Annotated in this window: 17 protein-coding genes and 1 pseudogene; 11 read left to right on the forward strand and 7 right to left on the reverse strand. The window is 64.7% G+C overall.

Annotated elements, in window-relative coordinates; translation table 11 throughout:
- The first annotated feature begins 883 nt into the window (after positions 1–883).
- The gene (locus CKJ82_RS10170; RefSeq protein ID WP_165765427.1) at positions 884–1,780 is read left to right on the forward strand and encodes a hypothetical protein; all 897 of its coding nucleotides are present in this window, start codon (positions 884–886) and stop codon (positions 1,778–1,780) included.
- A 74-nt stretch (positions 1,781–1,854) separates the two neighbouring features.
- On the opposite strand, the gene CKJ82_RS10175 is transcribed toward CKJ82_RS10170, so the two are convergent.
- On the reverse strand, positions 1,855–2,481 hold the full coding sequence (locus tag CKJ82_RS10175) for a hypothetical protein (protein ID WP_095538048.1): 627 nt from the start codon (positions 2,479–2,481) through the stop codon (positions 1,855–1,857).
- 348 nt (positions 2,482–2,829) lie between these two features.
- Between CKJ82_RS10175 and CKJ82_RS11700 the strand changes: the two genes are divergently transcribed.
- Positions 2,830–3,195: a hypothetical protein gene (locus tag CKJ82_RS11700; protein WP_133064070.1), complete on the forward strand. Its 366-nt coding sequence runs from the start codon at positions 2,830–2,832 to the stop codon at positions 3,193–3,195.
- 72 nt (positions 3,196–3,267) lie between these two features.
- Here the strand turns inward: CKJ82_RS11700 and CKJ82_RS10185 are convergent, their stop codons facing one another.
- Complete coding sequence (locus CKJ82_RS10185) at positions 3,268–5,037, reverse strand: AbgT family transporter (RefSeq protein ID WP_095538050.1); 1,770 nt, start codon at positions 5,035–5,037, stop codon at positions 3,268–3,270.
- Positions 5,038–5,209: 172 nt separating this feature from the next.
- Between CKJ82_RS10185 and CKJ82_RS10190 the strand changes: the two genes are divergently transcribed.
- The 4 genes from CKJ82_RS10190 (at position 5,210) to CKJ82_RS10205 (ending at position 9,525) form a co-directional block, all read left to right on the forward strand.
- On the forward strand, positions 5,210–6,016 hold the full coding sequence (locus CKJ82_RS10190; protein WP_095538051.1) for a serine hydrolase domain-containing protein: 807 nt from the start codon (positions 5,210–5,212) through the stop codon (positions 6,014–6,016).
- 30 nt (positions 6,017–6,046) lie between these two features.
- Complete coding sequence (uriT, locus tag CKJ82_RS10195; RefSeq protein ID WP_233125605.1) at positions 6,047–7,492, forward strand: uridine transporter UriT; 1,446 nt, start codon at positions 6,047–6,049, stop codon at positions 7,490–7,492.
- Positions 7,485–8,423 (forward strand): uridine-preferring nucleoside hydrolase UriH, encoded by a 939-nt coding sequence (uriH, locus tag CKJ82_RS10200; protein ID WP_095538053.1) that lies wholly within the window; start codon positions 7,485–7,487, stop codon positions 8,421–8,423. Before uriT ends, uriH begins: the two co-directional genes overlap by 8 nt.
- 184 nt (positions 8,424–8,607) lie before the next feature.
- Positions 8,608–9,525, forward strand: a complete 918-nt coding sequence (locus CKJ82_RS10205; RefSeq protein WP_095538054.1) for a DMT family transporter — start codon at positions 8,608–8,610, stop codon at positions 9,523–9,525.
- 29 nt (positions 9,526–9,554) lie between these two features.
- Here the strand turns inward: CKJ82_RS10205 and CKJ82_RS10210 are convergent.
- Positions 9,555–11,398: pseudogene (locus CKJ82_RS10210) on the reverse strand (flavin-containing monooxygenase).
- Between the two features lie 363 nt (positions 11,399–11,761).
- Between CKJ82_RS10210 and CKJ82_RS10215 the strand changes: the two are divergent.
- Both CKJ82_RS10215 and CKJ82_RS10220 read left to right on the forward strand, forming a co-directional pair.
- Positions 11,762–12,118: a hypothetical protein gene (locus CKJ82_RS10215; RefSeq protein ID WP_095538055.1), complete on the forward strand. Its 357-nt coding sequence runs from the start codon at positions 11,762–11,764 to the stop codon at positions 12,116–12,118.
- Positions 12,111–13,496 (forward strand): NAD-dependent succinate-semialdehyde dehydrogenase, encoded by a 1,386-nt coding sequence (locus CKJ82_RS10220; protein WP_095538056.1) that lies wholly within the window; start codon positions 12,111–12,113, stop codon positions 13,494–13,496. The genes CKJ82_RS10215 and CKJ82_RS10220 overlap by 8 nt, the downstream gene beginning before the upstream one ends.
- Here CKJ82_RS10220 and CKJ82_RS10225 read toward each other — a convergent pair.
- The gene (locus CKJ82_RS10225) at positions 13,493–14,251 is read right to left on the reverse strand and encodes an HAD-IIA family hydrolase (protein ID WP_095538117.1); all 759 of its coding nucleotides are present in this window, start codon (positions 14,249–14,251) and stop codon (positions 13,493–13,495) included. The two genes, CKJ82_RS10220 and CKJ82_RS10225, sit on opposite strands and share 4 nt — an antisense overlap.
- Positions 14,252–14,271: 20 nt before the next feature.
- A complete protein-coding gene (locus tag CKJ82_RS10230; RefSeq protein WP_165765428.1) occupies positions 14,272–14,580 on the reverse strand; it encodes an acyl carrier protein in 309 nt (102 codons plus the stop codon).
- A gap of 22 nt (positions 14,581–14,602) precedes the next feature.
- Between CKJ82_RS10230 and CKJ82_RS10235 the strand changes: the two genes are divergently transcribed.
- Entirely contained in the window at positions 14,603–15,598 is a 996-nt protein-coding gene (locus CKJ82_RS10235; protein WP_095538057.1) for an alpha/beta fold hydrolase, read from the forward strand.
- A gap of 2 nt (positions 15,599–15,600) precedes the next feature.
- Positions 15,601–16,629, forward strand: coding sequence for a Rib/alpha-like domain-containing protein (locus tag CKJ82_RS10240; protein WP_095538058.1), 1,029 nt, complete (start codon positions 15,601–15,603; stop codon positions 16,627–16,629).
- Between the two features lie 233 nt (positions 16,630–16,862).
- Here the strand turns inward: CKJ82_RS10240 and CKJ82_RS12065 are convergent, their stop codons facing one another.
- Complete coding sequence (locus CKJ82_RS12065) at positions 16,863–17,078, reverse strand: hypothetical protein (protein WP_240510757.1); 216 nt, start codon at positions 17,076–17,078, stop codon at positions 16,863–16,865.
- A 6-nt stretch (positions 17,079–17,084) separates the two neighbouring features.
- Here CKJ82_RS12065 and CKJ82_RS12070 point away from each other — a divergent pair, with 6 nt between their 5' ends.
- Positions 17,085–17,270, forward strand: a complete 186-nt coding sequence (locus CKJ82_RS12070) for a hypothetical protein (protein WP_240510758.1) — start codon at positions 17,085–17,087, stop codon at positions 17,268–17,270.
- A 213-nt stretch (positions 17,271–17,483) separates the two neighbouring features.
- Here CKJ82_RS12070 and aceE read toward each other — a convergent pair whose 3' ends face one another.
- A complete protein-coding gene (gene aceE / locus CKJ82_RS10250) occupies positions 17,484–20,240 on the reverse strand; it encodes a pyruvate dehydrogenase (acetyl-transferring), homodimeric type (RefSeq protein ID WP_095538059.1) in 2,757 nt (918 codons plus the stop codon).
- Positions 20,241–20,361: the final 121 nt, after the last annotated feature.

A 20,361-nucleotide genomic window follows, 5' to 3' on the forward strand; every position in this document is an offset into this window, starting at 1 on the left:
AGGACTCCAGACGGACCATCTCTAGGACTTGATGGATCGCCTTCTCCTTGAATTCGGCGGAATACTTTCTGGGCATAGTGCCAATCCTTCCTTAGCAGAGGTAGGAACTAAACCCAGGACGCTTCACAGCAAGCTCATCGAGTCGCGTCACCAAGGTCTCACATTGCTTTTCGTCAACGAGGACGCCCGCCACGTAATAGTGACCTTTCTGGTAGGACTCGTCAACGAAGAGTTGATACATGCGGGGTGTTCTCCTGTCGGGTGGGCACTAATGACCTTATCCCATCCGCCAATTCCACAACGAAACGTTGATAGCGCAGCCACGTGAATAGGGCGTATGCACAGATTTGGCTCACGCACCTGGGGATGGCCCACGTCGGTGCACTCGCTGTCGGTGGCACCGACTCACACACAGACCGGTCCCTTTCATTGGTACACCAAACGGGGAGTGGATCAGCTGAGGGGGGCATTCGGTATGAATACGCATGACAAAACCGCTGAAGGAAGCTTCGGGAACAAGCTGAAGAGGGCGCTGCACGGGAGTGGAACCAGTGCGTTGTACCGTTATCAAACGCCTTGGCGAATACGGGCAGGGACGCCGCAGAGGACCGTTTTGAAGATGATGCGGGGACCCAATCCAGCCTTGATACTGTGAAGCTTCGCAGAACGGTTTTAACCGGAAGCCTTGGACATGAGCGCGTGCGTGTATTTTACCGTGTTGTAAATCGTGTGCATCGCGGTAGTCGTTGCGGAGGGACTCTTTCCTCAACGCACAGGTGCAGGGCAGGCCGGGGAAGAGCAGGAACACGGGTAATGGAGTCGTGGCTCACTAGTGTGAGAAGTGTGTCATTGTTTCCCGCTGTACAAAGGGGTTTGAGTCAAAGTGAATCGTGTGGTGGTAGCGCTCGGCGCGGCGTGCGTGCTGGCGCTTTCGGGATGTTCGGGTGCTGGGACCGGACCGGGGGAGGTGGAGTCGACGACGGTGACGTCGACAACGTCGGTGCCTGAGTTCGCGGCGGTTGGGGATACCCTGCCCGTTGGCTGCGACGGAGGGGAGTGCCAGGGCAGCCTTGAGGTCGAAGAGATCCTGCTTGGCGGGCAGTGTGCAGCTGGCGGGGACGCCGCCGTGGCTGAGGGGGAGACGCTCGTGCAGGTGCGTGGCGTGCTGAGCGCTGAAGGCGGGGAGGTTCGCATGGACGCGCCGGTGGTGTGGGACAAGGAGAACTTCAAGAACACGGGCAAGCCTGCGGATGCGTGCGAGAAGCCATCGGGGTACGAGCCGTGGTCGACTGGCGCGTCGGCTGGAGAGAAGGTTCGTGTGTACGGGGCGTATGCGGTCCCGGAGGCTGCGGTGGCGCTGGGAATCGCGGATGCGAAGTTTGACCTAGGGGAAGTGGGAAAGGGCGGTGCTACCCCAGCCCCCGCGGCGACGCAGGCTACTGGGCCGGTGGACGCACCTGCATCGGAGGCTTCCGCCACTGTGGTGACCGAGCAGACCCTCCCGCCGGCCGAGGCTGAGCCCGCTGAACCCGTCATCGGCTTTACGGAGGCGCCGGGCAACGAGGCGCCCCACGTGATGGACAAGCAGATTGCCTCGTGCGGCGACCCGAGCATCCACGAAACCGGGACCACGTTTTTCACTGACGGGACGAGCGGCTGGACGCAGCAGTGCGCGTCGCAAATGTGGCCGGCGCAGGAAGCGATGATCGCGGAGCAGGAGGCAGGCATGGACGGCGATGGGTCGGTCGGTGGAGTCGAGGACGCTGACAACTGGGAGTGACCGGGCCAGGCGTACGAAAAAGCGGTCCTAGATTTCAATCTAGGACCGCTCCGGAACTCAGACTACTGATCGAATTACTTCAGCACCGGTGAGAGTACGGCAAGGCCGTTTGCCGCTACATCGGACTTCTCGTTCAGATTGTTCACGGCCTTAAAACGGATGTGGACTCGGCCTCCACCGCGAACATCGATCTTCTGGGGCTTTGACTCGCCCTGCTTAACGTAAACCTTGCCACGTTCGCCGTTGTCGAGAGTGACTGTGACGATTCCTACACCACCGGAATTAGGAACAGTGTCAGCCCATGCCGCGGTGAAATTCAGGCTTTGGTAACCCTCCGGAACAATAAACTGCTGGTAACTCAGGTAACCGGAATCGTCGGTCGAGATCAGAGATTTCGCATAGTCCTTGCCGTCCACCGTCACGGACACGTTCGATTTGAGGTCACGCGGGTCAAACTTCTCTTGGTCGGCCAGGTAGTTACTCACGGTGGTCTCTGGCTTCGAGAACCCACCCTTCGAGTCGGTCGGGCGGCTGTTGCTCGTACCGGCGTTGCCGCCAAGTGCGTTGCTGCTGGAGCCATCTTCCAGACTTGGCACGAGGACACCGATAGCGGTTGCGATCGCAACGATTGCGCCGACGATGGCGGGGACAAGCTGCTGGACGTCGTTGAGCATCCGGGTGAGTTCACGAGCGTTTGGCACGGGAAGTCTTCCTTTCGTAGCAGAGGGGGAAGCAATGACATGTTTATGAAAGCACGTTTTTCCAGTGTGTGCACAGTGAAATCGGATAATTTTTTCAAGCTTGGGGTGCCGCACGCGCCCTGGTGGGTAGCCCGGCCACTGGGCAGTGCCTCTCCTGTCGTCCCGCGTATAGATACCGATACTAAGAACCCGAAGACGCTGCTCAGGAGCGTGTTGTCGGTATCTTACTAACGGTATCTGCGGAACGGTCGGCCAAATCCGCATGTCCCGGCGGGTCCCCCAGTCAAGACCCGAACCCAAAACACCTACCCCACAAAATCGATACAAAAAAGTGTTACTGTGAGCGGCATGCAACATCGAGTCCCCGTCGTCGCCACCGCAATTGCCGTGGCCACCATGTCAATATCCCCGATTTCTTCCCACGCAGCCACCCCGAGTCGCCCGAGCTACGATGAGTTCCAGCGAGACGCTACCGTAGTGGTCAACTCCGGCAGCTCGGTAAAGCACAGCTACGAGCGCGCCGTCGGCTCCAGCTTCGAGGACGCCATCGCCGCGGGCAGTCTTTCCGCGGTGGTGCGCAACGCGAGCCGCACCGACATCGTGCTCACCGCGCTCCTCGGCGCGTTCGCGGCCGGGTCGACCGGCTACTACATGGTGCTGCAGGGGATGGTGCCGAATCCGTTGCCTGGGATCATCCCGTCGACGGCGAAGTAAACGCCCCAAAAAGACCGAGGCCCCGCGCTCTCCCGGAACAGGGAAAGCGCGGGGCCGAAACGCGTCGTTGAATTAGACCTGGTAATGCATCGGCGAGCCCGGGCCGAGCGGGATGCCCACGTAGTACCAGATGAGGAAGAAGATGAACCAGCCCGCCAGCATGACAATCGTGTACGGCAGAGCCAGCGACATGAGCGTGCCCACGCCGGCCTTCTTGTAGTAGCGCTGCAGGAACGTCAGCGCGAGGGCGAAGTACGGCGACATCGGGGTGATGATGTTGGACGGGGAATCGCCGATGCGGTAGAGCATCTGGGTCACCTCGGGGGAAACGCCTACATACATCATCATCGGGACGACCACCGGGGCCATGAGCGCCCACTGCGCGGAGCCGGACGTGATGAACAGGTTGATCAGCGTGACCATGAGCACGAAGCCCAGGAAGAGCAGCACGTTCGGCAGGTTCCAGCGCTGCAGCAGCTCCGCGCCGTTGATCGCCGTCCAGGCGCCCAGGTTGGACCAGTTGAACCAAGCCAGGAACTGGGAGACGGCGAAGAAGAGCACCAGCATGGGCAGCAGCGTCTTCAAACCGCGGGCCATGAACTCAGGGATGTCAGCGGCGGAGGTGATCGTGCCGACAATGAGGCCGTAGACCAGGCCCATGAGGAAGAACGCCAGGGAAATCGGGACCGCGATCGCGCGGATCAGCGGAGACTCCATGAAGCCCTCCTCAGGGCGCGCGAACGGCGACCCCGGGATGAACAGCAGGCAGAAGTACGCGATCAGGAACAGCACCAGTGCGATCGTGGACCACACCATGCCCTTCCACTCGATGGGGGAGAGCTTGAGCTGGTCCTCGGTGAGCTCGCCCTCCTGGTAGTCGTCGGGGCGACCTTGGGCCGCCGCGTTCTCGGCGGCGGCCTTCTCCTTGGTCTTGCCTGCGGCCTCCTCCAGCAACGGGTCGCCGGATTCGGCTTCCTTCAGGGCCTTGGCGTGCTCGCGGCTCTCAATCTTGTCAAAGGAGAGCTCCTCGGTCTCGATGTGGTCGTGATTGACCAGCGCCTGCGCCTTCTTGTCCACGTAGAACTCGGTCACGGCGGTGATCACCAGTGCGAGCACGATAGCGGACGGGATGACGAAGTAGATGTTGGCCAGCGGTGAGACCTCGTAGGCCTCGTCCACAATATTGGCAGCGGAGGTGGAGATACCGGCCAGCAGGAGGTCCGTGATGTTCAGGATCAGGGACGCGTTGAAGCCTGCCGACGACGCCGCGAACGCCACCATCGCGCCCACCACTGGCGAGCGGCCGAGCGCGTGGAACGCCAGCGCGCCGAGCGGGATGATGATGACGTAGATCGCGTCGGAGGCTACCGAGCCGGTCACGCCGGCCAGCGCCACCATGAAGGTGAGCATGCCGGGGCCGACCTTGGCCACCATCGCGCGCACTAGCGCGCCGAGGAAGCCAGTCTGCTCCGCCACGGCCACGCCCAGCATCACCGACAGCACCACGCCGAGCGGCGGGAAGGCGATGAAGTTTTCCACCGCGTCGGTGACCATGCGCGAGATGTTCTCGGTGGTCAGCAGGGACTGGACCTCGATCGTCTCGCCCGTGCCGGGGTCTACTGCGGACATGCCAGCCTTGTGGCCGATCCAGGAGGTCACGGCTACGACACCCGCGAGGATGACAAATAGCCAGAATGGGTCCGGCAGCTTGTTGCCGATCTTTTCAATGATGCCGAGGAAGCCAGCGCCCTCGCCGTGCGTGTCGTGTGCGCGGTCGTCGCGCTTGTCGGGTTTCGTCTTTGTGCCCGCGGAACCGGGCGTGACTTTGGAGGAACCGGTCATCGATTCTCCCTCTCGTGCTCGTTGGGGCCTGCCCGGGTCTCCGCGCAGGCTGCGTGCAGTTGTGAAGGCCGTTCGGCCGGTGACCCGTGGCCCTAAGGCGCATAGGTGAGAGATAGCTTACACGTCACGTGTGTCACGTCCACATCAGCGGAGCGCAGGTACGCTCGGCACCATGGATTTCCGCCTTGACGACTACCTCGACACCTGGCCCGCCGACAACGTCAGCGCCGCCCTGATCGGCACGCGCACCGCCACCTACGGCGACGCCGAGCGCGTCTACGAGCTCGCCAGCGTGACCAAGCTGCTCTCGGCCTACGGGTTCCTCCTCGCCGTCGAGGAAGGAGCTTTTTCGCTTGAGAGCGCTTGCGGGCCCGAAGGCGCGACCGTCCGCCACCTCCTCGCGCACGCCTCCGGCGTCGGCTTCGCTTCCCGCGAGCTGGAGAAGCCGGTGGGGGAGCGACGCATCTACTCGTCGGCCGGTTACGAAATCCTCGCCGACTTCCTGGAGGAGCAAACCGGGTTTACCTTCGCCGAATACATGCGCGAGGGGGTTTTCGAGCCCCTGGGGATGCAGACAGCTGAAGTGTATGGGTCGGCGGGGCATGGCGGGAGGGCGTCGATAAGCGATCTCGCCCTGTTCGCGCAGGAGCTCATGGCGCCGAAGCTTTTGAGCGAGGAGACGCTGTGCGAGGCGTTCAGCAACCAGTTCGGGGACCTGCGCGGCGTGGTGCCCGGCTACGGGATGCAGAAGCCGTGCCCGTGGGGGCTGGGGTTTGAGATCAAGGGGGAGAAGGCGCCGCACTGGACGGGCGACGGGATGCCTGCAGACACGGTCGGCCACTTCGGTATGACGGGCACCTACCTGTGGGTCGCCGATGGGCAGGCGATGGTGGCGCTGACGGACCGCGAGTTCGGCGACTGGGCCAAGCCCCTGTGGCAGGAAACCAACACCGCGATCTGGGCAGCGCTGGGGAAGTGATTTTGCACCCCATGCCCTAGGCTGATGGGTATGCAACCCAACCAGGCGCCCGGCGCGGCCGGGCACAAACTTCCGTCCTCGCAGGTCTGGCCGCTCATGCTGGCCCTGCTCACCGCTATTTTCGCATTCCAGCTCAACGCATCCATGCTCGCCCCGGCGCTGGCGACCATGGAGGTGGAGCTCAACGCTACCACCAACCAGATCGGTATGACGCAGACCGCGTTCTTCACCGCCGCGGCGCTGTTCTCCCTGTTCATGCCCCGCTGGGGCGACCTGATCGGGCGCCGCAAGGTGCTCGTGGCCATGATGTGCGTGACCGTGATCGGCTCCATCATCGCCGCCCTGTCCACCAACGTGCCAATGCTCTTCCTTGGGCGCGTGGTGCAGGGCGTGTCCGGCCCGACGGTGGCGCTGACGTCGGTCATGCTGCGCCAGGCGGTGCGCGATGAGAAGCAGTTCGCCCTGCTGGTGGGCGTGCTGACCTCCATTAACGGCGGTATCGCCGGCGTGGACGCTCTGCTCGGCGGCTGGCTCACCTCCGCCTTCGGCTTCCGCTCCCTGTTCTGGGTCATCGGCGCCTTCGCGCTCGCGGCCGTCTTTACCATCCGCTTCGGCGTGGCGGAGACGAAGTCCAGCGAGACCCAGCGCATGGACTGGCTCGGCGTGGCCCTCCTGGTGGTGGCCATCGGCACGATCCTCACCGCGTTCAACGAGGCCGGCGCGCTCGCGGAGGCCAACTGGTTCCTGGTTATCGTGCTGCTCATCATCGGCGCGATCGCGCTGTTCTTCTTCTGGCGCGCCGAGAACTCGAGCTCCCACCCGCTGGTCCAGCCCGAGCTGCTCACCCAGCGCCGCACCTGGGCGCTGCTGACCACCACCACGCTCACCATGACCGGCATCTTCGCTGTCATGAACGGCTTGGTGCCCAACCTGGCGCAGGACGCGACGAACGGCCCGGGCTTGTCCGCCGGCACCGTCTCTTTCTGGACGCTCACCCCCTACGCCATCGCCGGCCTCATCTTCGGGCCGATCGCGGGCTACATGGCTGGCCGCCTCGGCTACACCACGGTGCTCAAGATCGGCATCGGCGGCGCGGCCTTGTCCGTCCTGCTCGGCGTGTTCGTGGTGGGCAACCCGACGCCGTGGCTGCTCTTCCTCGTCTCCGTCGCCGCCGGCGTCACCTACGCAGGCATTGCCAACATCATGCTCGGCTCGCTCCACGTCGTGCTCGCGCCGAAGTCCAACCAGGGCTACCTGCCGGGCCTGAACGCGGGCGCGTTCAACCTGGGCGCCGGCATCTCCTTCACCGTCATCTTCGCCGTGGTCACCTCGTTTGCGGACAACGGCGGCGGCTACCGCGCCGGCATGATCGCCGGCCTGGTGCTGCTCATCGCCGCGTTCTGCACCTCGTTCCTCATCCCGCGCCCGCAGGACCTCCCGGACACCATCGCCGCCGAGGAGGCCGCGCGTGCGTAAGATCATCCTGGATTGCGACCCGGGCCACGACGATGCGGTAGCCATTCTCCTCGCCCTCGGCGACCCTTCGATCGAGCTGTTGTGCTTAACGACGATCGGCGGCAACCACACCATCGACAAGGTCACCCGCAACGCAGCCCAGGTCCTCACCGTGGCCGGCCGCACCGACGTGCCCGTCTACCGCGGCGCGCACCGCCCCCTGGTGCGCGCGGTGGAAACTGCCGAGGCCATCCACGGCGACTCCGGCATGGAGATCCACGGCTTCGACCTTCCGGAACCGGAGGTTGCGGTCCAGGAGGGGCACGCGGTGCGCGCGATCATCGACACCATCATGGCCGAGGAACCCGGCACCGTCACCCTCGTGCCTACGGGCCCGCTGACCAACATCGCCCTCGCCGCCCGCCTGGAGCCCCGCATCGTGGAGCGCGTCCGCGAGGTCGTGCTCATGGGCGGGGCTTACGGCACCGGCAACTGGACCGCGTCCGCCGAGTTCAACGTGGTCGCCGACCCCGAGGCGGCCCACATCGTGTTCAACGAGTCCTGGCCCGTGGTCATGGTCGGCCTGGACCTCACCCACCAGGCCCTGGCCACGCCCGAGGTGGAGCAGCGGTTCGCCGCGCTCGGCACGCCCGTGGGCGACCTGGTCGTCGGGCTTTTCGGCGCGTTCCGCACCAACTACAAAGACAACCAGGGCTTTGACAACCCGCCGGTCCACGACCCCTGCTGCATCGCCTACCTCATCGACCCGTCGGTGGTAAAGACCGTGCCCGTGCCGGTGGACGTGGAGCTCTCCGGCGCACTCACCGCCGGCCGCACCGTCGCCGATTTCCGAGCCCCCGCCCCTGCCGACTGCCACACCTCGGTAGCCACCGAGCTGGACGCCGACCGGTTCTGGGACCTGGTCGTGCGCGCCGCCGAAAACCTGGGGTAGGGGCCTGGGGTGGGCCTCCGGGGCTGTCTCCGGGGCTGCCGGATGACAAGAATGCGTAAAATTTCCCCTTTTCCGGCGACCCCCTCGAGCGTTTCCCCAGTTGGGATGGTCTAGTCCATTCGCGGGACGGGGAAATCTTGCGCGCCGTCCCCTCGCGGCACCCCACCAGATAGCATGAGTGCCTATGTTGCACCTCCCCATTGCGCTGGCGATCGGCGCGATCATCCCCATCCAAACCGCCGCCAACTCCCGCCTGCGCCAGAGCGTGAACAATAAGCCGGTGGTCCCGGCGCTGACGTCGTTTAGCATCGCGCTGCTGCTGTCCATCCTGGCCACTACCGTGCTGGTAGGAAACCCATTGCCGCAGTTCGCGCCGGGCACGGAGACGCCGTGGTGGATCTGGCTCGGCGGACTCATGGGGTCCTGCTTCGTGCTGGGCAATATTTTGCTGTTTCCCAAGCTCGGCGCGGTGCAGACGGTGGTGCTGCCCATCCTTGGGCAGATCATCATGGGGTTAAGCATCGACCACTTCGGCCTGTTCCACTCGCCGCAGGAGCACGTGAGCTTCATGCGCATCGTCGGTGCCCTGGTGGTGCTGGTGGGCATCGTGGTCACGCTGGGCGTGGGCAGGAAGAATGTTGCGGGCGATGCTCACGGGCCCGAGGTGTGGCTCTACCGGCTCATCGGTGTGGGCGTGGGAATGGGCTCGTCGATCCAGGCGGCGGTGAACGGGTACCTGGGTACGATCGCGGGCTCGTCGCTGCACGCGGCCGAGATCAACTTGGCGGTCGGCGCGGTGCTACTGCTGATCGCGGTGCTGGCCACCAGTCCGAAGCAGCTGACCCGGAAGGTGCAGCCAGGGCCGTGGTGGATGTGGCTCGGCGGCGTGGTGGGCGCGATCTTCGTCATCGGCGGCGCCACGCTCGTGCCGATCCTGGGCACCGCCACCACGGTCATCGCGTTCAACGCGGGCACGATCGTCGGCGGCCAGGTGATGGAGTCGGTGGGTGCGTTTGGCGCGCGCAAGACGCCTATCGACGCCACCCGTGCCCTCGGCCTCGCAGTCATCATCGCCGGCGTGTTGGCGGTGCGGCTGCTGTAGGGGGCGCGGTGGCGTCGATAAGCAAACTGCTAGGAGGTGTGGTGGACCTCCGCGAGCTCGTAGACGGGGGTGTCCATGCCCTCGTAGCGGGCCTTGAGCTGCAGGGAGAGGTAGCGCGAGTAGTGGCGGGACTGGTGGAGGTTGCCGCCGTGGAACCACAGCTGGTCGACCTGGGTGGGCTTCCACATGTTGCGAAGCTCGCGCTCCCACGGGCCCGGGTCCTTGGTGGTGTCGGAGCCAACCCCCAGACGCGGCCGACGCGGTCGGCGGTCTCCTTGTCAATGAGGCGCTCGACCCAGCCGTTCATGGACCCGTAGCCGGTGGCCAGCACGATGACGTCGGCGGGGAGCTCGGTGCCGTTGTCAAGCACGACTGAATGCTCCTTGACCTCGGCGATCGTAGTGGGGGAGTGGACGGGGATCGAGCCGTCCGCGACGAGCTCGGAGGCGCCGACGTTGATGTAGTAGCCGGAGCCTCGGCGCAGGTACTTGAGGAAGAGGCCGGAGTCGTCGTCGCCGAAGTCCACCATGAAGCCGCGGTCGGCGAGCGAGTCGTAGAACTCGGCGTCGTCCTTGCGGATCTGGTCGAAGGCGGGGCGCTGCGCGTCGGGGAGCACCTTGTACGGCCAGGAGGCGAATAGGAGGTCCGCGGTGTCGGTGTCGATGCCAGCCTCCACCGCATCCTCCGAGTACAGCGGGCCGAAGACGTACTTCATCAGCGAATCCGACTGCGAGATGTGAGTCGACGAGCGCTGGATCATCACCGGGCGCGCGCCGTTGTGCACCAGGTCCGCGGCGATGTCGTGGGCGGAGTTGTTCGCGCCGAGGATCACCACGTCCTTGCCCGCGTCCACATCACCGCCGGGGTGCTCGGAGGAGTGGCGAATCTCGCCGGCGAAGTTTTCCTGGCCCTTCAGCTGCGGGCGGTTCGGCACCCCAGACATGCCGGTGGCGAAGACGAGCTGGGTCGGATGCAGCGTCATCTCGTTGCCGTCGCGGGTCAGGCGCACGTCCCAGCGCTGCTGGGCCTCGTCGAACTCGGCGTGCTTGACCTCGGCGTTGGTCCAGTAGTCCAGGTCCATGATGCCCACGTAGTGCTCGAGCCAGTCGCCCATCTTGTCTTTCGGGGTGAACACCGGCCAATCGTCGGGGAACGGCAGGTAGGGCATGTGGTCGTACCACACCGGGTCGTGCAGGCACAGGGAGTGGTAGCGGCCACGCCACTGGTCGCCGGGGCGGTCCGCCTTATCGACGATCAGCGCCGGCACCCCCTGACGCTTCAACCGCGCCCCCAGCGCGATGCCGCCTTGGCCACCGCCGATGATGAGCACGTACGGCTGCTCCGAAACGCCGAGGGTGGCGCGGCGCTTGTCACGGCGGTCCGCCCAGTTCTCCGGGTCCTGCTTAGGACCATGTTGCGCGCCCAGCTCGCGGTTGCGCCCTTTCTTCTCCGGGAAGTCTTTCAGCTCGCGGCCGGAGATGAGCAGGGTCCACGCCTTGCCGTCTCGCAGCCTGGCGATGCCGCGGCATTGGAAGTGGCCCGTATCGCAGGTGAAGTGCACGCGCGTGACGCCGTCGCCTTCGTCCTCGACGTCAGTGAGCTCGGTATTCGTGATTGTGCTGTCCGGGTGCGTCGCGGCGACCATGCGCGCGATCTCTTCCCGTCCCTCAGCGGTGTAGAGGTTCCAGGTCATGGCCGTGAGGTCACGCCAGAACCCTTCGGGTTCGAAGAGCTCGGCGGCGGCTTGGCCCGCCGCGTCTGGGTCGGCTGTCGCTGTCGCCGCTTCCAGGTCGGCGAGCCATTGCTGTGCAGCGTCGCGCAGCTGGTCCTTTTCGCTCACGTTTTCCGTGTTGGCCTGCAGGGTCTCAGTCATGGGATACCTTTCCGTAGTAATGGGTCAGGGTGTTGCTACACACACTAGACTCATGAGGGAGACGTAGACCACATAAAGGGGTGGGTGTGGTCGATCGTGGTGCGGGTTCGCCCGCGCTTGGGGCACTCACCCTCTACCTCAGCTTGAGTAAATAGGGGGATCAACCTGGGGTTTAGGGTTGCCGGAGTGAATGTGTGTGGCGCAAGATTGGTCGCGTTAAGCCAGAGGCCGTTGGGGAAGACGAACCTCTCGTCTTGCACCCCGCCGGCGCGCCTAGTCACCGCGCCGGAGCCCGCCTAGTCACCGGGTGTGGGGTGTTGTTCACCGAAACCGCGAAGCAATCCACGGAAGGTCCCCCACACCATGACTACGACATTGGTCGCGCCGTACACCTCGTTGACTGCGCGCGAAGCCACCCACACCCGCCAGCTCAGTACCGCCACGGCCACGCTCACGGTGGCCGAGATGGAGGGGCGGTGGCGGCGTGGCGTCGAGAAGCTGCTCTGCGAGCTGCCCGAGGCCCCGACCACGAGCGAGGACGACGCGATCTGGTTTACCCGGTGGCGCCGCGCGGCGGACGGCACCTACGAGTGCCGCGAAACCTTGCGGGCGCCTGCGGAGGCGCTGGCCACGTTCGCCGAGAAGTTGGACGCATACGCAAAATCGCATAGGTTTGTAGCGAGCGTCACGCCACGGTCGTACGATGGAGCGCATGTCTAGTCAGTATCGCGTACAAAATCCCGTAAACAACCAGGTCGTCGAGACCTTCGACTTCATCTCCGACGAGGACCTCGCCACCGCGCTTGACCGCGCCGACGCCGCCTTTGCGCAGTGGCGCGAGGTCAGCTTTGAGGACCGTGCGGCCCTGCTGCACAAGGTCGCCGAGCTTTTCGACGCCAAGCGCCCCGAACTCACCCGCATTATCGCCGAGGAAATGGGCAAGCCGCTCGACCAGGGCGAAAACGAGCTCAACGACGTGGTCAACATCTTCAACTACTACGCGGACCACGGCGCCGAGCTCAGCGCCGACGAGCCGATCGAGCACACCGGCGGCGAGGCTGTGATCCGCAAGGTCCCCACCGGCGTGATCGTTGGCGTCATGCCGTGGAACTTCCCGTACTACCAGGTCGCGCGCTTCGCTGCCCCGACCCTCATGGCGGGCAACACCGTGCTGCTCAAGCACGCCGAGATCTGCCCGCGCTCCGCCGAGGCCATCCAGGCGATTATCGACGAAGCGATCCAGGACACCGGCGTACCTGCCCACCTGTACACCAATATCCGCGCTACCCACGACCAGGTCGCCGACCTTATCGCCGACATGCGCGTCCAAGGCGTGTCGCTCACCGGTTCCGAGCGCGCCGGGCGTGCCGTCGCCGCGACCGCCGGCCAGCACCTGAAGAAGGCGTTGCTGGAGCTCGGCGGCACCGACGCCTACATCATCCTGGACACCGACGACGTCGAGGCCGCCGCCGACACCGCGTGGGGCAAGCGCATCGCCAACACCGGCCAGGCGTGCACGTCGAACAAGCGCATCATCGTCATGGAGGACATCTACGACGACTTCGTCGACGCGATGGTGCGCCGCGCGAAGGCGTTTACCCAGGGCGACCCGCTGGACCCGCAGGAGGGCCACTTCTACCCGCTGTCCTCCCGCGACGCCGCCGAGATCCTGGACGAGCAGGTGAAGAAGGCCGTCGAAGAGGGCGCGACCCTGCACGCCGGCGGCGAGCTGACTGGCGAGGGCGCTTACTTCACCCCGGCAGTGCTGACGGGCGTCCCCGTGGGCTCCGAGTCCTACTACACCGAGTTCTTCGGACCCGTCGCCGAGATCTACAAGGTTGCAAGCGACGACGAGGCGGTCAAGCTGGCCAACGACTCCAACTACGGCCTGGGCGGTGCGGTCTTCTCGCAGGACGAGGAGCGCGCAAAGAAGGTGGCCAACCGCGTGGTCACCGGCATGATCCACGTCAACATCCCGCAGGCGCGCGGACCCGAGCTGCCGTTCGGCGGCGTGAAGAACTCGGGCTTCGGCCGCGAGCTCGGTACGCTCGGCATGGACGAGTTTGTGAACAAGCAGCGCTTCTACGTCGCTGACTAGTCCCCGAACGGCTCGCGGATCCGCCCAACCAGATCCGCGACCGAGTCCACGATCTGGGTGGGGCGGTACGGGTAGCGGGCGATCTCGGCGTCGTCGCTAATGCCCGTGCGCACGAGCACGGTGCGCATACCGGCCTCCATGCCGGACTTGACGTCGGTGTCCATGCGGTCGCCGATCATCACGGTGTGCTCGGAGTGGGCGCCAATGTTGTTCAACGCCGAGCGCATCATCACCGGGTTCGGTTTGCCCACGTAGTAGGGCTCGCGGCCGGTCACCGCGGTGATCATGGCGGCGACCGCGCCCGTCGCCGGAATAACGCCGCTGGGCCCCGGGCCGGTGAGGTCCGGGTTGGTGGCTATGAAGCGGGCGCCGCCGCGGATCAGATTGCAGGCCGTGGTCAGCGCCTCGAAGGAATAGGTGCGGGTCTCGCCCAGCACCACGAAGTCCGGGTCCGCCTCGGTGAGGATCCAGCCCATCTCGTGCAGCGCGGTGGTCAGCCCGGCCTCGCCGATCACGTAGGCGGAGGCCTCGCCGGCCTGCTGGGAGAGGAACTTCGCCGTCGCTGTGGCGGAGGTCCAGATCCGCTCCGGCTCAATGTGCAACCCCATCCGCGTCAGCTTCGCGGACAGATCCCGCGGGGTCTGCATCGAATTGTTCGTGAGCACCATGAACGGGATGCCCTCCTCGCGCAGCCGCGCGATGAATTGGTCCGCGCCCGGAATCATGTCGCCCTCGCGGTGCAGGACACCGTCCATGTCGGTTAAGTACGCGACGCTCACTCGTGTTCCTCCAAGAATTCTGCGAGCTGGCCAACAGTCTCGTATTCATCGTAGATCTGCTCGGTCACCCGCGCGCCGAACTCGTCCTCGATTCGGATGGCCAGCTCGACCCGGTCCAGCGAGGACACGTCCACGTCCGACAGCCGCGATTCGCGGTGCACGCTGTCCTCCTCGCCGGTGATGCGCTCGATCAGCGCGGCGAGCCGGGCGAAAGCGCTGCCGTCGGAGTCTTTGCCGGTGTCGTTGGGGGTGTCGTCGAGAAGCTTGCCCAGATCACCGAGGTTGAGCCGTTGTGAGAGTTCCATACCCACATAATAAGGTGTATATATGCTCCAACCCCTCGCGTACGCCCGCACACTCACGCCCGCCGCGCGCCGCAACCTGCTGCACACGCGCGCGAAGCTCCACGACGGCGACGGCGTCATCGGCCTGTCGTACGAGCGCACAGGGCAAGTGCTTCTCGACGCCACGCGGCCCGACACCAGCCGCATCCACTGGTACGAGACGGGCCCGGACAACCCGGCGGCGACCACCGTTGTCTACGTTCACGGGTTCAATATTTCGGCGGAGACGTTTTACAAGCAGGTACGGGGCGTGGACGAACAATGCCCCGAAGTGCGCCAAATCCTCATCGACCTCCCCGGACACGGGCAAAACCCCACCACCGACCCGGGCAACCTGACCATCGACCGAGCCGCCGACGCATGCGCCGCAGTCCTGCGTGAACGCGGCGCCACCGGCCGCATCATCGTCGTCGGGCACTCGCTCGGCGGACCCGTCTCCCTGTCCATGATGCGCCGCTACGCCGGCGAATTCCCCTGGTCAGCCAGCGTGCAGATCTCCAGCGCCGTCGAACCCTTCACCGTGCAGGGTCTGCCGCAAATCCTCGCCGGACCCATCGGACGCGGACTCGAGACCGCCATCGCCGCCACCCCACGATTCGCAGAAGGCGTACGCGAAATCGTTACCGACACCATCACACCCGTCCTCGCGCTCGGCTTCTACTTCCGGCCCATGCCCTACGACATCGTCGACTTCCACGCCGTGATGATCCGCGAAACCCCGCTGGAAACCTACGCCGGTTACTTCCAAGACCTGCTCTATCATTCTGAGCTGGAAGCCGGCACTGTACTTGCCGGGATGCCTGGCTATATCCTGGTGGGAGACCGAGACAACGTCACCCCCGTGTCCCAATCGGAAGTGCTCCACCGGATCTGGCCACGCGCATACATGCAAGTGCTGCCCGACTCCGGCCACATGCCGCCCCTCGACGCGCCGGGTGCCGTCACCACCGCCATCGTGCGCCTCATCGAAGGAGCGTAGCCATGTCACGAATCCTGGCCACCAGTGTCATTGCCGCCTGCCTGGCTGCGGGCGCTGTCGTGCCCTCCGGTGTTGCGTCGGCCGCGCCGACGGCGCAGGAGTGCGTCGCGCGCGCCGATCAGGGGGTGAGCGGCCCGCAGATGGCAGATGAGTACGAGCCCTACATCGACACCACTCCGCGCACCGTCGGTGAGGTGCCCGGCCACTACGTCAGTACTTCCGCGCTGTACGACATCCAGGGCATGCCCGACGGCGCGACCTGGGCAATCGCCACGCAGAACAACCTCACCGAGCCCATTATGGTCCAGCGCAGGGGCGACCAGCTCGAGCTGTTGCTCTACCATTGGAACAGGCAACAGGGCGCACCACACCGCTCCATCCAGCCTGGCCCTAACACCACCGACAAGCTGGACATTCGCATCTGCTACCCGGACAACTCGACCGAGCTCGTGCGAATGCACCCCCAGCTCGTGCCCACCCATGCCTACCTCTACGACCTCATTTACGAGTCGCCCAAAGCCGACCCAGGCCAGCGCCTCACCCTCACCCCCAGCAACGGCAATTACCGGGACTACAACACCGACCCGGTGCGCCTGCCCAAGGACGTGGACGGGTGGTCCGTGTCCTCGCACGCGCGCTGGGATGTGCATATCGACGACCGCGGCACCGTCACCACCACCGTGCCCACCAACACCGACCGCGGCTCCAACTTCACCGTCGCGGTGCGCTACGCCGACGGCACTACGGACGAAGCGCAGTTCTACGTGGCCAACTCCGGCAAGGGTGTCTCGAGCGGTGGGCGCACCGAGACCCCCGCAGCCGGGCCGACGACGCAGAAGCCGGCCGGCAAGAAGGACGCGGGTAAGTCCGGCTCCGCCGCCAGCTCCAAGGGTGATAGCCAGTCCGGGTCATCGACGGCCCAGGTGGCGGCACTGATCATCGGGCTTATCGCCGCAATCGGCGGCGCCGTCGCTTTCCTGCTGCCACAGCTGGCCGACATTTTCGGCGACGGGCTGAGCCTGCCGGTCTAGCGGGATCCGCGTAAAAAGCGAGTATATAATTGCTGGACTATGACCAAGAAAATCCTGTCCGCCGCCGGTGTGCTCGTCATGGTTCTCGCTCTGCTAGGTGGCGGGTTTCTGTGGGGGAAGACAAACAGCCTCAACAGTCCGGTAGAAACCATTACTGAGACGGAGAACTCGGAGGTTATCCTCGCAGTGGAACGCCGCGAAGAAATCGTGCTGCCTCCACCTCAACCCAGGGGCTATACACCACTCAAAACACTGCGAAACTCTTCAAATGGGGTGTCCCCGGTAGCCAAAAGACGAATATCCTGCAGTACAAATTCACCGCCAAGCTGGGTCTCGACGGCAAGGAAGTAAAAGTCGAGGAGGTAGCTCCCGGTCACTTCAAACTGATCATCCCACCCTTTAAGTTCATTGGCTTCTCTGACCCGCAATTCAAAACTGTGCACCAACATGGCGAGGTGCTGAGCTTCGCTACGGCAGATATCGATGTCGCGGAGGGCATTAACGCGGTACTGAATGAAGAGAAGCGCGCCGAACACATCCAGCTGAACCTTGACCTACTGAAAGAACAAACTCAGACCTTTTACGGTGGCATCATCCACGCCGTCGACCCGGAAGCTGAGCTGGAGTTCGAGTTCCTGTAATGGGCGACGGGCTGAACCTGCCCACGCTGCCGGTCTAGCGAGATCCGTGTGAAAGATTCCGCCTCGTAATTTTCGCGACCTGGGCGCATGCGCCGGGTCGTGGAATTTTTCACGCGTTCACTGGCAACCCCGCGCGCTCACCGACGTAAAACGCCCCCTTCCCGGCAAACATACCGGGAAGGGGGCGACGGGGCGTCGAGAAGCGAAAGCTCCTTACTCGGTGCCGCCATTCGGGTTCGGCTCGGTCGGGTCGTCGATGTGCAGGTCCTTCGCTGCCTGGGCGGCGACGGACTTGTCAATCTTGCCTTCGTTGGCCAGGCCGAGGAGGGCGGCGACGGCCATGGACTCCGCGTCGATGTTGAAGTAGCGACGGGCGCCCTCGCGGGTGTCCGCGAAGCCGAAGCCGTCCGCGCCGAGCACGATGTACTGGCCCGGTACGTAGGCGCGGATCTGCTCCTGCAGGCTGGTGGTGAAGTCCGAGGTGGCGATGTACGGGCCCTCGGTCTGCTTCAGCTGCGTGGTGGCGAACGCCTCGCCGGCGTCCTCACCCGGGTGGAGCAGCTGCTCCTTGGCAACGCGCGCGCCGTCGCGGGCCAGCTCGACCCACGAGGTGACGGAGTAGATCGCGGCACCGACGTTGTACTGCTCCTGCAGGATCTCCTGTGCGCGCAGCGCCTGCTGCATGCCCACGCCGGAGGCGAGCAGGGAGACGTTGTGCTCCTTCTTCTCGCCCTCGTCGTACAGGTAGATGCCCTTGTGCAGGCCCTCGACGTCCAGGTTCTCCGGGCGGGCCGGCTGGTGGGTCGGCTCGTTGTAGACGGTGATGTAGTACATCACGTTCTCGTCCTCGCCGGAGCCCTTACCGTACATGCGCTCGATGCCCTTGGACACCAGGTACGGCATCTCGTAGGCGAACGCCGGGTCGTAGGTGACCACGGCCGGGTTGGTGGAGGCCAGGACGGGGGAGTGGCCGTCCATGTGCTGCAGGCCCTCGCCGGTCAGGGTGGTGCGGCCTGCGGTGGCGCCGATGATGAAGCCGCGGGCCATCTGGTCACCAGCAGCCCAGAAGTTATCGCCGGTGCGCTGGAAGCCGAACATGGAGTAGAAGATGTACATCGGGATCATCGGCTCGCCGTGGGTGGCGTAGGACGTACCGGCGGCGATGAAGGATGCGGAGGAGCCGTCCTCGTTGATGCCCTCGTGCAGGATCTGGCCCTGCGGCGACTCGCGGTAGGACAGCTGCAGGTCGTGGTCGACCGGCACGTAGTTCTGGCCCTTCGGGTTGTAGATCTTCTGTACCGGGAACCAGGAGTCCAGGCCGAAGGTGCGGGCCTCATCCGGGATGATCGGGACGACGCGCTTGCCCAGCTCCTTGTCGCGCATCATGGCCTTGAAGGTACGTACAAGCGCCATGGTGGTCGCGACCTTCTGCTTGCCCGAGTCCTTGAAGATGGCCTTGTAGGTCTTTTCAAAGTCGGCCTGCTCAAGCGGCGTGTACTGTTCGCGGCGCTCCGGCAGGAAGCCGCCGAGCTCCTTGCGACGCTCCTTGAGGTACTTGATCTCCTCTGCGTCCTCGCCCGGGTGGTAGTAGGGCGGCATGTAGGGATCCTTCTCCAGCTCTTCGTCGGAGATCGGGATCTGCTGCTTGTCGCGGAACTGCTTGAGGTCCTCGAGGGTGAGGTTCTTCATCTGGTGGGTCGCGTTGCGGCCCTCGAAGTTGTGGCCGAGGCCGTAGCCCTTGATGGTGTGCGCGAGGATGACGGTCGGCTTGCCCTTGGTCTCCAGCGCGCGCTTGTAGGCGGCGTAGACCTTGCGGTAGTCGTGGCCGCCGCGGCGCAGCGCCCAGATCTCCTCGTCGGTCATGTCCTCGACGAGCTTCTTCGTGCGCTCGTCGCGGCCGAAGAAGTGCTCGCGGACGTAGGCGCCATCGTTGGCCTTGAAGGTCTGGTAGTCACCATCCTTCGTGGTGTTCATGATGTTGACCAGCGCGCCGTCCTCGTCCTTCTCCAGCAGCTCGTCCCACTCGCGGCCCCACACGACCTTGATGACGTTCCAGCCAGCGCCGATGAAGAAGGTTTCCAGCTCCTGGATGATCTGGCCGTTGCCGCGCACCGGGCCGTCGAGACGCTGCAGGTTGCAGTTGATCACGAAGGTGAGGTTGTCCAGCTCATACAGCGACGCCATCTGGAGCAGGCCGCGGGACTCCGGCTCGTCCATCTCGCCGTCGCCGAGGAAGGCCCAAACGTGCTGCTCGTCGGTGTCCTTGATGCCGCGGTCCTGCAGGTACTTGTTAAAGCGTGCCTGGTAGATCGCGTTCATCGGGCCAAGGCCCATGGACACGGTCGGGTACTCCCAGAACTCGGGCATGCCGTGCGGGTGCGGGTACGACGGCATGCCGCCCTGCGGGCGGGAGTGCTCCTGGCGGAAGCCGTCCAGGTCGTCCTCGCTCAGGCGGCCTTCGAGGAACGCGCGGGAGTACATACCCGGGGAGGCGTGGCCCTGGAAGAAGACCTGGTCGCCGCGCTGCCCCGCGTCCTTGCCGTGGAAGAAGTGGTTGAAGCCGACCTCATAGAGTGCGGCCGCAGAGGCGTAGGTGGAGATGTGGCCGCCGACCTTCACGCCCGGGCGCTGCGCGCGGTGCACCATGATGGCGGCGTTCCAGCGCATCCAACGGCGGTAGCGCTTCTCAATCTGCTCGTCGCCCGGGAACTCGGGCTCCATGGTGGTGGGGATGGTGTTGACGAAGTCGGTCGAGGACAGTGCGGGCAGGTGGACGCGCTTGGCATTCGCCCGTTCAAGCAGGCGCAGCATGAGGTAACGCGCGCGCTCGGGGTCAGATTCCTCGAGCAGGCCGTCGAGCGAGTCCATCCACTCTTGGGTCTCTTCCGGGTCGCTGTCGTGTAGGTAAGACGCCACACCGTCGCGAATCAGCTCGATGTTTGACGCTTTGGCCTTGTCTTTCTCAGCCACGAGAAATCCTCCCTAAATGGTTGGGCAATGTTTCCTCCCACATTACTTGGTTTTTTGTTTTTGCCCCTGCGCGGGGGCAGTTGCTTATCGACGCCCCCAATTTCCCCTTTCACCCATCACT

The organism is Corynebacterium gottingense, from assembly GCF_002285125.1.
Lineage (GTDB): Bacteria > Actinomycetota > Actinomycetes > Mycobacteriales > Mycobacteriaceae > Corynebacterium > Corynebacterium gottingense.